The organism is Desulfobacter sp., from assembly GCA_028768525.1.
Taxonomy (GTDB): Bacteria; Desulfobacterota; Desulfobacteria; order Desulfobacterales; family Desulfobacteraceae; genus Desulfobacter.
In genome coordinates this window covers 1747560-1763459 of the sequence record CP054837.1, presented here as the reverse complement: position 1 = coordinate 1763459, position 15900 = coordinate 1747560, and the positions used below count along the sequence as shown (strand labels likewise).

Sequence of the window (15900 nt, the reverse complement as noted above, 5' to 3'; positions counted from 1 at the left end):
TGCGATGATTCGTTCGGCAGGAATATTAAGGATTAGGGGTGGAAATTTCAAGGGCGGGATATATGATAATATCAAAATAATGATATGGTACCCCCGGCAGGAATCGAACCTGCGCTCAAGGATTAGGAATCCTATGCTCTATCCACTGAGCTACGGGGGCACACTTTCCGGACACCGGACAGACAATTGAAGACGTCCGATAATCCGGTCAATCTTTATACACGACCGGAGGGGTTATGGCAAGTGGAAAACCGGCAGGGTGCAAAAAAATGGAGCGCCATCCGTCTATTCAACGATCAATTGCTGTCCGGGATAGATTTTACTGGTTTTATTCAGATGGTTCAGGGCCAGAAGTCTTCTTAATGTCATATTATGCTTTTGCGCTATAATGAAGGGGCTGTCCCCTGATTTGACCTGGTAAGTGCCGGTTCCTTTAATGGTTGAGCTTTTAAGCTTAGACGAGGATATGGTCAGGGTTTGTCCGATGTGAAGGGTTGTGTTTCTCAAGCCGTTTTGAGCCATAATCTGCTTGGTGGTTACTGAGAATTTTTTGGCAATTATCCAAAGGTTGTCACCCCGCCGGACTTTGTATTTAACGGATTTCCCGGGTGGGATAGCCTGGGTAATTTTTCCTGAAGCTGTATGGCCGGTGGGGTAGTTTCTGGTTGGTATTTTTAGGACTTTACCTGCAATAATGCGGTTTTTCTTTATTTTGTTGCAGTTCGCGATGCGCCTGACAGAGGTTTTGTATTTTCTTGCAATGGCTGAAAGTGTGTCGCCTCGCCTGACCCGGTGGTAAACATACATGGGGGGCGGGGTGTAGGTCGTTTTTATCTGATCCAGTTTTGCCAGGAAAACCTCTGTCTGGGCCACAGGTATTTTTATTGGATAGGTTTCCGGGGGGAGCAGCGCATGCCGCAATTCCGGATTTAAGGTCTTGAGCGTGGTCGCACTGACCCCGATCTCTTTGGCAATATCCCTGAGGCGGACTTGCTTTTTTATATTAAAGGTTTTGTAGGCGATGGGAGACTTGGGGGCCTTGAGGGTGATATTGTATTTTTCAAGGTTGTTGACAATGTGAATGGTGGCAAGAAATCTTGGGACGTATCTTGCGGTTTCCCTGGGGAGATTCTGGTAAAGGTCCCAAAAGTTGTCAAGGTAGTTGATTTTTTGTCGGCGGATGGTTCTCAGAACTCTGAATTCGCCGCAGTTATAGGCCGCTAAAACAGTTGCCCAGTCGCCGAAAAGATTATGGAGTTCCTTGAGATAGGCAATTGCGGCCCGCGTGGACTTTTCAGGGTCCATTCTTTCATCAATATAATAATTTCGGCTAAGGCCGAATTTATGACCGGTGGATGGGATAAATTGCCAGAGCCCAAGTGCCCTGGCGGGAGACAGGGCCCTTATTTTGAATCCGCTTTCAATCAAGGGAAGCCAAGAAATCTCTTCTGGCAGGCCAGCCTTTTTGAGTTCTTGAACAATGAATGGCCTGTACATGGCCGCACGCTCCATGGCCTGAATGAAAAATCTTTTTTCAGGTCCGGTAAGGCGTTTGATTTCACTCTTTACATGGTTATTCATGGGAATGGGAATGGCTTCGTGCTTTCCGGTAACCACGATCTGTCTGGAGGCATAGATTTCAAGAATCCGTTTTGAAATAAGATAGCGTATGTCTTCCTTCTGCTGGCTGAGTTCAGGGGAGGCGTGATGGTCTATTTCCAGAATGAGGTAGTAGGCTGAATCAAGATTGGAGATGGCTTCTTCCAGGTTGCCCTCTTCCCACATTTCCTGGGCAAAGGTGCATAGTTCCAGTGCCTGATCGATTCGTTTCTGGCCGGGGTCCTTTTCGGCTATCTCATTATCAATGGTGTTGCCCTGTTTTTTATTATCAGATGAATCAGTTGTAATCGGCGCCGCTTGATTAACCTGGTCTTGGTTTTGGTCCGTGCATTGGTGCGGAGTCTGTGCACCTTTGTGTCGTGAATTAAGTGTGGCCGCAGTAAAGGTTTTATTGTCTACGGGCTTAGTCTTCATTGTCTGGGTCTGCTGGCAACCGGTGAGAAAAATAACGATGATGAAAGCCAGGGTAAGTCTGCTAATATTCATTCTGCTCCTTGATTGGCGCGGTTGGTATTTTGGGAATTAGTTAATTGAAAATATTTGAAATGTCAATGAAAAACACGTGAAACCATTGTTCTTTGGGCCTTGGGGTGGTAAAAACATTAGGAGGTGAAATTTAGGGAACTGGAATAACCGGAACAGCCCTTATAAGTTTCGGCCTTTTTTATCTGTCGCTTTTATGCCGGTTTTTCGGGCAGAATTAGGCGGGTTGTGGTTGGTGTAAAAGAATGAAATTTGGTCGTAATGTAGCAAAATAGCGAATAACTCAATAAAAATCAGATTAGCGGAATATTGAATGGTATTTGATGTCTTATTTGGGTGTATTTGGGGGTATTTGGCGGTGGTTGGTTTTTAATGCATTTGATAAACGGGGGGCGCTCTGCTATTATCTCCCGGTCTTTTTGGCGTGATCCGTAGGGTCGCGGCAAGACGAGCCGATATAGCTCAGTTGGTAGAGCATCTCACTTGTAATGAGAATGTCCTCCGTTCGATTCGGGGTATCGGCTCCAGAAATATGCTTAGGTGGGGTTCCCGAGTGGTCAAAGGGATCAGACTGTAAATCTGACGGCTCAGCCTTCGGAGGTTCAAATCCTCCCCCCACCACCAAAAGTATTGTGTAGGAGATCTGCGATAGGTTGGTCGTTACTACATAGTCGATTTTGGTACATTGACTATATGCAGTTTCACTTAAGCGGGAGTAGCTCAGTTGGTAGAGCTTCAGCCTTCCAAGCTGAATGTCGCGAGTTCGAACCTCGTCTCCCGCTCCACACGCAGGTTCCGCAAGACGCACTAGTTGGATTGCCGTGTAAGCCCATGTAGCTCAGCCGGTAGAGCGCTTCCTTGGTAAGGAAGAGGTTCACCAGTTCAATTCTGGTCATGGGCTCCAACAATTTTGGCAGGAGTAACAAGGTGGTTAAGGATGAGTCCGGCGGATATACCTTTAATATAAATGTCGGACCATTGCCTCGTTTTCGGGGTTCCCATCTTTTGCTGTAAAAGCTTTCCTTCCAAGATTTCTTCTTTTCAACAAGTGTGGTATATAAAAAAGCTGTGCTTTGGTGTCGGTGTTGCCGGCAAAATTATAGAATAACGTCATAGGGGTTTATAGTGGATAGAGTACTTATCGCTCTTGCCTGTACAGAGTGCAAGAGAAAAAATTATACAACGACCAAGAACAAGCGTAAGACTCCGGACAAGATCGAGTTCAAAAAGTACTGCAAGTTTTGCAACAAGCATCTCGTTCATAAGGAAACGAAGATAAAATAGTTTACCATGCAGGTCAGTAGCTCCAATTGGTAGAGCGCCGGTCTCCAAAACCGGATGTTGGGGGTTCGACTCCCTCCTGACCTGCCAGTCTTAGACGCTCTGGGGATTCTTAGTAGGGTTATCAGAGCCGATCGATCGGGTGGAATATGTCAAAAATGCAGAAAAAAAAGCCTTCCGTTGATAAAAAGAAAAGGAAGGTCGGGGCTGAGCAGGACGCTGCGGGACGAGTAGCCGTTGCACCAAGTGCAAAACCGGCTGCCACCGGTATTGCATCGAAAGCCAAAGCCGAAAAGGCGGTTGTTGAAGCCGGTAGCGGGAACCTTTTTACAAAGGCTGCAGAGTTCCTCCGGGAGGTCAAAGTCGAGCTGAAAAAAGTGACCTGGCCGACACGCAAACAAACGACAGGGACAACCATCGTTGTTATTCTGTTTGTTTTTGTAGTTGCCGCTTTCCTCGGGCTTTTTGATTTCAGCCTCTCCAGGCTTGTACAAGTCGTCCTTACATAGACTAAGGGGAAGAGCATGGCTTTAAAATGGTATGTGGTTCATGTCTATTCCGGCCATGAGCAGAAAGTGAAGGTTGCGCTGGAGGAAAAGATTCAAGGGTCAAAGCATCCTGAGAAATTCGGGGATATTTTGATACCGACCGAAAGCGTTGTCGAACTGGTGGACGGAAAGAAAAAAGAATCCTCCAGAAAGTTTTACCCGGGATACATTCTGGTGCGGATGCACCTTGATAATGAGACCTGGCATATTGTCAGTTCTACTGCAAAGGTGACTGGTTTTCTGGGTGGGAAAAATAAGCCCGCACCGATTACGGACAGGGAAGCCCAGGACATTATCGATAAAATGGAGCAGGGCAAGGATAAACCCCAGCCCAGGTACTTTTTTGAACCCGGTGACGAGGTTCGGGTTATCGACGGTCCTTTTTCCAATTTCAACGGTACTGTTGAAGAGGTGTCTCCGGATAAGGAAAAGGTCAAAGTGCTGGTTAGTATCTTCGGGCGGGCTACCCCGGTTGAGTTGAATTTTATACAGGTAACCAAAATTTGATTTGGTTATGAATAGCGAGTTTCAGGAGTATTAAAATGGCAAAAAAAGTAATGACACAAATCAAGCTTCAGGTCGAAGCGGGTAAGGCCAATCCTTCACCTCCAATCGGGCCTGCGCTGGGGCAGCACGGCGTCAACATCATGGACTTCTGCAAGGCCTTTAACGCCAGGACAGCAAACGATGCCGGTTCAATCATCCCCGTTGTTATCACCGTATATCAGGACCGGTCTTTCAGCTTCATCACTAAGACGCCCCCCGCATCAAGGCTGCTGCTGGCTGCTGCCAAAATCAGCAAAGGTTCAGGCGAACCGAACCGTGAAAAGGTCGGCAAGGTAACCCGGGATCAGGTGGTTGCCATTGCAGAGACCAAAAAGGAAGACTTGAATGCCGGGGATATTGACGCCGCCGTCAAAATTATCGAAGGCACAGCAAGAAGTATGGGGATAGAAGTAGTTTAACTTTAAGTATAAGAGTGAAGAAAAATGCCTAAGCGGAGTAAAAAACATATCGAAGCACTGAAAAAAGTCGACACGACTGTTCAGTATGGTCCTAAAGATGCCCTGGAGCTTGCTGTATCTTCAAGTTACGCCAAGTTTGATGAAACTGTTGATGTGGCGGTGAGACTGGGTGTTGACCCGCGGCATGCAGACCAGATGGTCCGGGGTACCGTTGTGCTTCCCAATGGACTGGGTAAAGAGGTTAAGGTCCTGGTATTTGCCAAGGGTGAAAAAGAACAGGAAGCCCTTGATGCCGGTGCGGATTTTATTGCCACCGATGAAGTCGTCGAAAAAATTAAAGACGGCTGGTTCGGGTTTGACAAGGCTATTGCCACCCCTGACATGATGGGCACAGTTGGCAAGCTCGGTCGTGTTCTGGGACCCCGGGGGCTGATGCCCAATGCCAAAACCGGTACCGTCACCTTTGAATTGGGGAAAGCCATCGACGAACTTAAAGCCGGCAAGATTGATTTCAGAGTTGAAAAAGCCGGTATTGTTCACGTCCCCGTAGGAAAGGTCTCTTTCGGTGCAGAAAAGCTCATGGAAAACGTACAGGCTTTTCTGGATAAGATTGTTGCCCTGAAACCGGCAGCATCAAAAGGTACCTACCTTAAATCTATTTCGATTTCTTCAACAATGGGCCCCGGCATCAAAGTCGACCCTCTGTTGATTAAATAAGTGTTGACGGCCGGCTCAGCCGGCCGCCGCGCAGTACCAAACCTGTCACAGACAGTAGGTGCATGAGTTTATGCATAATCGGATTTGCCGGCCTGCCGAGACGGAAATATAATCTTGTTTTGGTTTCGTTGGCACCTTCGACGTAATTCTATTAATGGAAGGAGGTGTAAGTAATTGCTGAACATATCCCAGAAAAAAGAGCTGGTTGAAAGACTTTCAAAGCAGCTTGCCGATGCGGAAATTTCAGTCCTGGTCGACTACAAAGGTCTGTCAGTTCTCCAGGTGACTGAACTTCGCGCAAAACTCAGGGAAGCAGGCGTTCAGATGGAGGTTGTAAAAAACACCCTCATGAGACTTGCGTCCAAAGGGACGGACTCTGAGGTTCTTGTCGATCTCTACAAAGGCCCCAACGCTATTGTGGTCTCTCAGGACGATCCTGTGGCCCCTGCAAAAATTCTCGTAGATTTTGCAAAAGATAATGAAAAGCTGGAAATTAAGGGCGCTGCCCTTGGCGGAAAGCTTCTCAGTGTGAAAGAGATCGAACAACTGGCGAAAATGCCGTCCAAAGAAGATCTCCTCGCCAAACTGGTATACACCCTCAATGCCGTGCCCACCAACCTGGTCAACGTGCTTTCAGGCGTACCCAGATCTTTTGTCAATGTGCTTAACGCTGTTAAAGATCAAAAAGACGCAGCATAAAATTAACAAACCAAACAAATTATTAGAAGACGACATATTTCGTGTCAATTTTAGGAGAGTAAAATGGCTGATATCACAAAAGATGATGTTATTGAATTCATTGCAAACATGAGCGTTCTGGAGCTGTCAGAACTGGTAAAAGAACTTGAAGACAAATTCGGCGTATCCGCTGCCGCCCCCGTTATGATGGGCGGTGCAATGCCCGTTGCCGGCGATGCCGGTGCCGCTGCTGAAGAAAAAACCGAGTTCGACGTTGTTCTTGAATCCGTAGGTGACAAGAAAATCAACGTAATTAAGGAAGTTCGCGCAATCACCGGTCTTGGCCTGAAAGAAGCCAAAGCCCTGGTTGAAGAAGCTCCCAAAGCAATTAAAGAAGGCATTGCCAAAGACGAAGCCGACAAGATTAAAGAACAGCTTGAGGGCGCAGGCGCTCAGGTATCTGTAAAATAGTTTTGCAAAGCTGATTTTAATCAACTTTGTGCATAAACTATATGCGGGGGCAAGGCAATTGTGCCATGTCTCCGCTTTTACGGTTGGAAAAACTCACACTGGGAGATATCATGACCGGAAGTCTTTTGACGAATAAGCGTATTAGAAAAGAGTTTGGCAGTAAAAAGAAAATCATAGACATTCCCGATCTTATCGGGATGCAGCGCAATTCTTTCGAGAGTTTTCTCCAAAGAGATATACTTCCCCAGGACAGAGAGGATAAAGGGCTCCACTCAGTTTTTAAATCGGTATTCCCCATAAAGGATTTTACCGATACCTCTTCTTTAGAGTATGTGTCCTATTCTTTCGGGGAATCTAAGCACTCCATGAAGGAGTGTATCAGCCGCGGGATGACCTATGACATTCCCGTGAACATCAGGGTTCGGCTTGTCGTCTATGACAATGACAAGGACACCGGTCTGTCCACCATCCGGGACATTAAAGAACAGGAAATCTATTTTGGAACCATCCCCTTGATGACCCCGAGGGGAACGTTCATTATCAACGGCACTGAACGGGCCGTGGTCAGCCAGCTTCACCGGTCCTCCGGTGTATTCTTCGACCACGATAAAGGAAAAAACTATTCCTCTGGCAAGATCATTTACAATGCCAGAATCATTCCGGTGCGCGGATCCTGGATCGACATGGAAATCGATGCCAAGGACATTGTCAATATCCGCATAGACCGGCGCCGGAAATTCCCGGTTTCTATCCTGTTTAAGGCCTTTGGTTATACCAGTGAAGACATTCTTGATTTTTTCTATACCAAAGAAAAAATCAAACGTAAAAACGGGTCTTTTTTCAGGGAATTCGTGCCTGAAAATTTAGTCCGGCAGCGGGCCAGTTTCGATATCAAGTCCCCGGAAAGCGGGGAAGTGGTTGTCAAGGCCGGCCGGATCTTTACAAAAAGGGCCTTGAAACAGCTCAAGGATGAATCCCTTGATTTTATCCCGGTTACCGAAGAGGAAATTCTGGATAAATCATTCTCCAAAAATTACTTCTCCGCCGGTGGAGATGAAATGCTGTTCAAAGCAGGTGAGATGATCACCGAGGCAACTCTTGAACAGTTTGAAGAATACGGGTTTGAAGAATTTGAAGTTCTCTATGCGGATCCGAGAAGCTCTGACTCCATGCGCAAGACCCTGGTGTCTGACAAAATCGAATCCAAAGAAGAAGCCCTCATGGACATTTACCGCCGCCTGCGCCCCGGTAATCCTGCCACCATTGAAGTGGCCCAGGACTTCATCGATCATCTCTTCTTCCGTCAGGCTTACTATGACCTGTCAAAGGTCGGTCGTCTGAAAATGAACCACCGCCTCGGGGTAAACACCAAGATCGATGTGAAAACCCTGAGGAAAGAAGATGTGCTGCTTACTGCATCTACTTTGATTGAACTCAAGGACACCCAAGGACAGGTTGACGATATCGACCATCTGGGCAACCGGCGCGTCCGTGCAGTGGGTGAACTCCTTGAGAACCACTACCGTATTGGCCTTGTCCGTATGGAGCGGGCCATCAAAGAGAAGATGAGCATGCAGGAAGTGGACGCCATGATGCCCCACGACTTGATTAACCCCAAACCGGTATCTGCTGTCGTGCGCGAGTTCTTTGGCACCTCCCAGCTTTCCCAGTTCATGGACCAGACCAATCCCCTGTCGGAAACTACGCATAAACGGCGTCTTTCCGCACTGGGCCCCGGCGGTCTTACCCGTGAAAGGGCAGGGTTTGAGGTCCGTGACGTCCATCCCTCACACTACGGGCGGATTTGTCCCATTGAAACCCCTGAAGGACCCAATATCGGCCTGATCGTTTCCCTGTGCACCTTTGCCAGGGTGAATGATTTCGGTTTCATTGAGACGCCGTTCCGCCTGGCTGAAGAAGGCTGCGCCAGCAAAGAAATCAAGCACCTGAGTGCCTTTGAAGAAAAAGAACACCCCATTGCCCAGGCCAATGCGCCTCTGGACACCGATGGTAATTTTATTAATCCCACGGTTTCCGCCAGGGTTGCAGGTGAGTATGAAATGGTGGCCCCCCAGGATGTGAAGTTCATGGACGTGGCGCCCAACCAGCTGGTATCGGTTTCCGCCTCCCTGATTCCCTTTCTGGAAAATGACGACGCAAACCGGGCCCTCATGGGGTCAAACATGCAGCGCCAGGCTGTACCCCTTATCCAGAGCGAGGCTCCCCTTGTGGGCACCGGCATGGAAGCGGTTGTGGCCAGGGATTCCGGGGTAACCATTGTTGCTGAATGCGACGGGATCGTTGTGGATGTCGACTCCAAACGGATTGTCGTAAAAAATGAAGATCCCAAAGACGGCAAATTTGACAAGGCCGTTTCCATTTATAATTGCACCAAATTCGTCAGATCCAACCAGAATACCTGTTTCAACCACAGGCCTATTGTGGAAAAAGGGGAATTTGTCAAAAAGGGCCAGGTAATCGCCGACGGTCCCTCCACAGAACTGGGGGAACTTGCCCTTGGAAAAAATGTTACCGTGGCCTTCATGCCTTGGGACGGTTATAACTACGAGGATTCCATCCTTGTAAGCGAGCGTCTGGTAAAGGATGCGGTATATACCTCGGTCCACGTCGAGGAGTTCGAGGTTCTGGCCCGGGATACCAAACTGGGTAAGGAAGAAATCACCCGGGATATTCCCAACGTCGGTGAAGAGGCACTGAAGAACCTTGATGAAAGCGGTATCATCCGTCTGGGGGCTGAGGTCCAGTCCGGTGACATCCTTGTGGGCAAGATCACACCCAAGGGTGAAACCCAGCTTTCTCCGGAAGAGAAACTGCTGAGGGCTATCTTCGGTGAAAAAGCCGGTGATGTAAAAGATACCTCCCTCTGCGTACCTCCCGGGGTTAAGGGCAAGGTAATCGATGCCAAAGTCTTCTCCCGTCGGGGGCTGCCCAAAGATGACAGAACCCGCCAGATTGAGGATGAGGAAATTGAACGGCTGGAAAAAGACAGGGATGATGAGATAAAAATCATCACTGAAGTCGGCCGGGAAAAGGTTGAGATTCTGCTCAACGGTCAAACCCTTGCAACTGATCTGGAACGGAACGGCAAAGTAATGCTCAAGGCCGGAACCGTTGTAAAAACAGGCGTTTTTGGGAAGGTTCCCGTTTCCGTTCTGGTGAATATTGCCGTGGAAGATGCCGAGTTGACAGAGCGGGCCCAGGTGGTATTCGAAAAGGCCCAGGAACAGATCAAAAAGGCCAGAGATCATTTCAACCGCCAGGTGTCCAGATTTGAGAAGGGCGATGACCTGCCGCCGGGTGTTCTTAAGCTAATTAAAATTTCCGTTGCCATGGAGCGGGTGTTGTCCGTTGGTGACAAGATGGCCGGCCGCCACGGAAATAAAGGCGTTGTGTCCAGAATCCTCAGGGTGGAAGACCTGCCGTATTTTGCGGACGGCCGCCCCGTCGACATGGTTCTCAACCCCTTGGGTGTTCCTTCCCGTATGAACGTCGGCCAGATCCTTGAGATCCACCTTGGCCATGCGGCCTTTGCCCTGGGTCAGCAGATCGATGAGCTCATCGAAGAAAAGAAGATGGAAGCGCTCCGGGAAAAGGTTGGGTCCATTTTTGCCCTGACCAGGAAACAGAGGGAAGTGCAGGCAGATGACGTCATTACCCGTGATATAGACAGTATGGACGAGGAAAAACTGCTGAAGTTCGCTAAACTTTACAGGAGAGGCGTCCATACGGCAACTCCGGTCTTTGACGGTGCCACGGAAGAAGAGATCAAAGAATTGATCACTTTGGCCGGCTCCAATCCCTCCGGACAATCCGTACTCTATGACGGCCGGACCGGTGAACCCTTTGATAAACCGGTTACCGTTGGGACCATGTACATGCTTAAGCTCCACCATCTTGTAGACGACAAACTCCACGCGCGGTCCATAGGCCCCTATTCACTGGTTACCCAGCAGCCCCTTGGCGGTAAGGCCCAGTTCGGTGGACAGCGACTCGGCGAGATGGAGGTCTGGGCCATGGAAGCCTACGGTGCAGCCCATGCGCTCCAGGAATTCCTCACAGTTAAATCAGATGATATGACCGGCCGGACACGTATGTACGAAAAAATTGTAAAAGGCCAGAACGTTCTTGAACCTGGTATGCCTGAATCTTTCAGGGTATTGACCAAAGAGCTTAATGCACTGGGTTTGGACATAAATCTTATTGAAGGAACCAAATAAGGAGAAGACATTGGACAATATTTATGATTTCTTCGCAAAACCCAAAGATCCTAAGATTTACCAGGGCGTCCAGATCAGCCTGGCATCTTCCGACCAGATCCGGGAATGGTCCCACGGGGAAATAAAAAAACCCGAGACCATTAACTATAGGACTTTTAAACCGGAGCGGGACGGCCTGTTCTGCGCTAAGGTTTTCGGCCCGACCAAGGATTACGAGTGTAATTGCGGTAAGTACAAACGCATGAAGCACAGAGGGGTTGTCTGCGAAAAATGCGGTGTTGAGGTCATCCAGTCCAAGGTTCGCCGGGACAGAATGGCTCACATTGAGCTGGCTTCCCCGGTTTCCCATATCTGGTTCCTGAAAAGCCTTCCCTCAAAAATAGGCAACGTTCTGGACCTGACCCTGAAAAATCTGGAAAAGGTTCTTTACTTTGATTCCTATATCGTTATTGACCCAAAGGAAACCGGGCTGAAAAAGCTGCAGTTGCTTTCCGATGATCAATACTACGAAGCCCTTGATACATTTGGTGAAGAAGCCTTTGACGCCGGAATTGGCGCCGAGGCCATTCTGACCCTGCTCAGTGAGATTGATCTTCAGGCGGTCCACGATGAGCTTAAGGAAGAAATCGGACTCACCAAGTCTGTTGCCAAGCAGCAGAAGATGGCCAAAAGGCTGAAGGTCATTGATGCCTTTTTGAATTCCGGCATTGAGCCGACCCGGATGATCTTGACGGCCTGCCCGATTCTGCCGCCGGACCTTCGTCCTCTGGTCCCTCTGGAAGGCGGACGGTTTGCGACATCAGATCTCAACGATCTGTACAGAAGGGTGCTTAACAGGAATAACCGTCTCAAACGCCTGGTGGACCTGAATGCGCCTGACATTATTGTCCGGAACGAAAAACGGATGCTTCAGGAAGCCGTTGACGTTCTCTTTGATAACGGTCGTCACGGCCGCGTGGTCACCGGTACCAATAAAAGGCCTCTTAAATCCCTTTCAGATACCCTGAAAGGCAAGCAGGGCCGGTTCCGCCAGAACCTTCTGGGTAAACGTGTGGATTATTCAGGCCGTACCGTTATCACCGTCGGCTCGGAACTCCGGCTCCATCAATGCGGTATCCCCAAGAAAATGGCCCTTGAGCTGTTTAAGCCGTTTATTTACAACTTTTTGGAGCAGAAGGGACTGGTATCCACGGTCAAAAGCGCCAAAAAGATGGTGGAACGCCAGGAAAACGAGGTCTGGGATGCCTTGGAAGCCGTTGTAAAAGAATATCCGGTGATGCTCAACAGGGCGCCGACCCTCCATAGACTCGGATTCCAGGCCTTTGAGCCTGTCCTCATCGAAGGGAAGGCCATCCAGCTCCACCCGCTTGTATGTCCGGCATTTAATGCTGACTTTGACGGTGACCAGATGGCGGTCCATGTGCCCCTTTCCCTTGAGTCCCAGCTTGAGGCCAGGGTGATGATGCTGTCCACCAACAATATTCTTTCCCCTGCAAACGGGCAGCCTATTATTGTGCCCACCCAGGATATTGTTTTGGGCATTTATTATATGACCCGTGCCATGACCAACCAGAAGGGTGAAGGGATTAGTTTCTCCAGCCTTGAAGAGGTGCGGTATGCCTTTGACGCGGGAGAGGTCAGTCTCCATGCCAAAATCAAGGTCCGCATCGACGACGAAATTTATGATACCACCACCGGCCGGATTCTTCTGTGGGAAACCATTCCTGGTGATATCCTGTTGAATATGGCCCGGATCAGAACCGAAACCCTGGAAGACTGCGAAGCTGCCCTTGAAGAGCTTAAGTCAGGCGAAGATTTTGATACCGTGCTCAAGAAATACGGGGATGACGAGATCAAGAAAACCCGTGGAATCACCGGTATTCTGACCCGTAAGGAGTTCAAGAATATATTCCAGGTCTCCGACGTTGTCGTTGAACAGCTTTACGGCCTTAAGGAAGACCAGTTTACCGATGTGAGAATGGTGGGTGAAAAATACACCATTTTCAAGGTCGAGGAGCGGAATACCACTCTGCCGTTTACACTGGTCAATAAGCTAATGGACAAGGGGTCTATTGTCCGTCTTATAGACTATGCCTACAGAAATATAGGTCTCAAGGAAACGGTTATCCTTTCTGACCGCCTCAAGGATATCGGGTACAAATACTCTACTCTGGGCGGACTATCCATTTGCGTTGACGACATGATCATCCCGGATAATAAATGGGATCTGGTCGCCAATGCGGAAAAAAGTATTGAGGACATCAAAAACCAGTACTCCGAAGGTCTGATCACCCAGGGCGAGAAATACAATAAGGTAGTTGATATCTGGGCACAAGCCACAGATGATATTGCCAACGCCATGATGGAAGTCATGAAGAACCCGCCCAAAAAAGAGGGGGATGAGGATCAAGAAGAACTCAACGCTGTTTACGTGATGGCCGACTCCGGCGCCCGTGGTTCCAAGGACCAGATGCGGCAGCTGGCCGGTATGCGTGGTCTGATGGCCAAGCCGTCGGGCGAGATTATTGAAAACCCAATTACGGCCTGCTTCCGTGAAGGCCTTTCCGTACTGCAGTACTTCATCTCCACCCATGGTGCCCGTAAAGGTCTTGCAGATACGGCCCTTAAAACTGCCAACTCAGGGTATCTCACCCGTAGGCTGGCGGATGTCGGTCAGGATTGCACCATCGTGGAGACTGACTGCGGCACCATTAATGGAATCGAAGTCGAGGCCCTTTATGAGGGTGGGGAAATCATCCAGACCCTGGGTGAAAGAATTCTGGGCCGCGTGACCCAGGAAGAGATCCGTGATCCCTACTCTGACGAATTTATTGTCGGGATTGATACGGAGCTTGAAGAATCCCACGTCGCTAAGATTGAGGCTGCCGGTGTTCAGAAGGTAAAAATCCGTTCCGTCCTGACCTGTAATTCAAAGCATGGGGTCTGCTCAAGGTGCTACGGCAGGGATTTGGCCCATGGCGTCACTGTTGAAATCGGACAGGCCATCGGTATTGTTGCGGCCCAGTCAATCGGTGAGCCCGGTACCCAGCTGACCATGCGGACCTTCCATATCGGCGGTACGGCATCCCGGAAAGTAGAGGTTGCCGAAATTAAAGCCAGGGTTGGTGGTATCTTTAAGTGCAATGAAGATATTCAGACCGTAACCTCAGCCGATGGCGAAATCATCGTCATGAACCGTAAGGGCGGCGGCATCACCATCGTGGGTGAAGACGGCAGGGAGCGTGCCAAAGAAACCGTAATTTACGGTGCTACCCTCCACGCCAAAGACGGTCAGAGCATAGAACCCGGCGATATTATTGCTTCCTGGGATCCGTTTACCACCCCCATTATTACGGAGGTTTCCGGGCGGGTGCGCTTTGCTGATATCATTGTTGGCAACACGGTTCAAGAACAAATCGACCCGGTAACCGGCAAGGTGTCCAGAACCATTATCGAGGGCAAGGACTCCGAGATCCGTCCCCAGATTACGGTCAAGGACCAGGACGGCCGGGCGGTGAAACTGCCCAATTCCAAAACACCTGCCAGATATTACCTGCCGGTAAACGCCATTCTGACCGTGGAAGAAGACGACCAGATCATGGCTGGCGACGTTATCGCCAAGCTGCCCAGGGCCACAACCAAGACCAAGGATATCACCGGCGGTCTGCCCAGGGTTGCGGAGCTCTTTGAGGTGCGCAAACCCAAGGATCCCACGGTGCTTACTGAAATTGACGGGTATGTTACTGTCTCCAAGGGCACCAAAGGCCGCCAGAAAGTAACGGTTACGCCTACGGACGTTGGAGATAAAAAAGAATACTCAATCCCCAAAGGGCAGCATGTATCTGTTTATGACGGTGATTATGTCAAGGCGGGGGATCAGCTGATGGCAGGTTCCGCAAATCCCCAGGATATCATGAATATCATGGGTGAAGTCGCCCTGGCCAAATACCTGGTTGATGAAGTCCAGGAAGTATACCGGCTCCAGGGCGTTAGAATCAATGACAAGCACATCGAGGTGGTTATCCGCCAGATGATGCGCCGGGTGAAAGTCACCAGCCCCGGGGATACCGATTTTATTCCCGAAGAGCAGGTGGACCGTATCATGTTTGAAGAAAAGAACCGTGAGGTGGCCATGAACGGCGGTGAACCGGCCAAGGGTGAACCCCTCATCCTCGGTATCACCAAAGCCTCGTTGTCAACCGACAGTTTCCTTTCCGCGGCATCTTTCCAGGAAACAACAAAGGTCTTGACACTGGCAGCCATCGAAGGCAAGTACGACAGTCTTAAAGGGCTGAAGGAAAATGTGGTAATGGGACGTTTGATCCCTGCCGGAACCGGATTTCCGGGATACCGTAACATTGAAGTTGATTACGGAAAAGTGGCAGAAGTTTAGAAAAAATAAATTTTGCTTGACAATAATTTGATTTAAAAGTAGAATTAAATATTTTGTCGTGTATGGCGACGTATTTTATTTGATAAGGAGCGTTGGGAAAGTTATGCCGACCATTAATCAATTGGTAAGAAAAGGAAGAAAGAAAGCAGAGAAGAAGGTGAGTACACCTGCTCTGAAGGGTGGCCCCCAGAAGCGTGGCGTGTGTACCCGCGTGTACACATCTACCCCTAAAAAACCGAACTCGGCCCTGAGAAAAGTGGCCAGGGTTCGTCTGACAACCGGCATGGAAGTTGCGGCTTACATCCCCGGTATGGGTCATAACCTTCAGGAACACTCTGTTGTTCTTGTCAGGGGCGGCAGGGTAAAGGACCTTCCAGGTGTACGCTACCATATCGTCAGGGGTGCGCTTGATACGCTTGGTGTAGATGATAGGCGCCAGGGCCGTTCTAAATACGGTGCAAAGCGTCCGAAATAATCATTGGGCGTATAGATATAAAAATAAAGAA

The 15900-nt window shown here is 49.2% G+C and carries 11 protein-coding genes and 6 tRNA genes; 15 read left to right on the top strand and 2 right to left on the bottom strand.

What is annotated here, in order from left to right:
* Positions 1–85 precede the first annotated feature (85 nt).
* Positions 86–160, bottom strand: a tRNA-Arg gene (locus tag HUN04_08160).
* A 125-nt stretch (positions 161–285) separates the two neighbouring features.
* Positions 286–2106 carry a LysM peptidoglycan-binding domain-containing protein gene (locus tag HUN04_08155; protein WDP89689.1) on the bottom strand — a complete coding sequence of 607 codons (1821 nt, stop codon included), beginning with the start codon at positions 2104–2106 and terminating at the stop codon, positions 286–288.
* A gap of 448 nt (positions 2107–2554) precedes the next feature.
* Here HUN04_08155 and HUN04_08150 point away from each other — a divergent pair.
* The 15 genes from HUN04_08150 to HUN04_08080 all read left to right on the top strand — a co-directional run bounded on the left by HUN04_08150 (position 2555) and on the right by HUN04_08080 (position 15869).
* Positions 2555–2630, top strand: a tRNA-Thr gene (locus tag HUN04_08150).
* Between the two features lie 12 nt (positions 2631–2642).
* Positions 2643–2727: transfer RNA gene (locus HUN04_08145), tRNA-Tyr, on the top strand.
* 85 nt (positions 2728–2812) lie between these two features.
* A tRNA-Gly gene (locus HUN04_08140) sits at positions 2813–2888 on the top strand.
* A 42-nt stretch (positions 2889–2930) separates the two neighbouring features.
* Positions 2931–3007, top strand: a tRNA-Thr gene (locus HUN04_08135).
* 221 nt (positions 3008–3228) lie between these two features.
* Positions 3229–3387 (top strand): 50S ribosomal protein L33, encoded by a 159-nt coding sequence (gene rpmG / locus HUN04_08130; GenBank protein ID WDP89688.1) that lies wholly within the window; start codon positions 3229–3231, stop codon positions 3385–3387.
* Between the two features lie 10 nt (positions 3388–3397).
* Positions 3398–3474, top strand: a tRNA-Trp gene (locus HUN04_08125).
* A 59-nt stretch (positions 3475–3533) separates the two neighbouring features.
* Entirely contained in the window at positions 3534–3893 is a 360-nt protein-coding gene (gene secE, locus HUN04_08120; GenBank protein ID WDP89687.1) for a preprotein translocase subunit SecE, read from the top strand.
* A gap of 15 nt (positions 3894–3908) precedes the next feature.
* Positions 3909–4439: a transcription termination/antitermination protein NusG gene (nusG, locus tag HUN04_08115; GenBank protein ID WDP89686.1), complete on the top strand. Its 531-nt coding sequence runs from the start codon at positions 3909–3911 to the stop codon at positions 4437–4439.
* 35 nt (positions 4440–4474) lie between these two features.
* Positions 4475–4897 (top strand): 50S ribosomal protein L11, encoded by a 423-nt coding sequence (rplK, locus tag HUN04_08110; protein WDP89685.1) that lies wholly within the window; start codon positions 4475–4477, stop codon positions 4895–4897.
* Positions 4898–4921: 24 nt separating this feature from the next.
* A complete protein-coding gene (locus tag HUN04_08105; protein WDP89684.1) occupies positions 4922–5614 on the top strand; it encodes a 50S ribosomal protein L1 in 693 nt (230 codons plus the stop codon).
* Positions 5615–5788: 174 nt separating this feature from the next.
* Complete coding sequence (gene rplJ, locus HUN04_08100; protein ID WDP89683.1) at positions 5789–6313, top strand: 50S ribosomal protein L10; 525 nt, start codon at positions 5789–5791, stop codon at positions 6311–6313.
* A 72-nt stretch (positions 6314–6385) separates the two neighbouring features.
* Entirely contained in the window at positions 6386–6763 is a 378-nt protein-coding gene (gene rplL / locus HUN04_08095) for a 50S ribosomal protein L7/L12 (protein WDP93208.1), read from the top strand.
* A gap of 110 nt (positions 6764–6873) precedes the next feature.
* Entirely contained in the window at positions 6874–11001 is a 4128-nt protein-coding gene (gene rpoB, locus HUN04_08090) for a DNA-directed RNA polymerase subunit beta (GenBank protein WDP89682.1), read from the top strand.
* A gap of 10 nt (positions 11002–11011) precedes the next feature.
* Entirely contained in the window at positions 11012–15394 is a 4383-nt protein-coding gene (rpoC, locus tag HUN04_08085) for a DNA-directed RNA polymerase subunit beta' (GenBank protein WDP89681.1), read from the top strand.
* Positions 15395–15497: 103 nt separating this feature from the next.
* A complete protein-coding gene (locus HUN04_08080) occupies positions 15498–15869 on the top strand; it encodes a 30S ribosomal protein S12 (GenBank protein ID WDP89680.1) in 372 nt (123 codons plus the stop codon).
* Positions 15870–15900 lie beyond the last annotated feature (31 nt).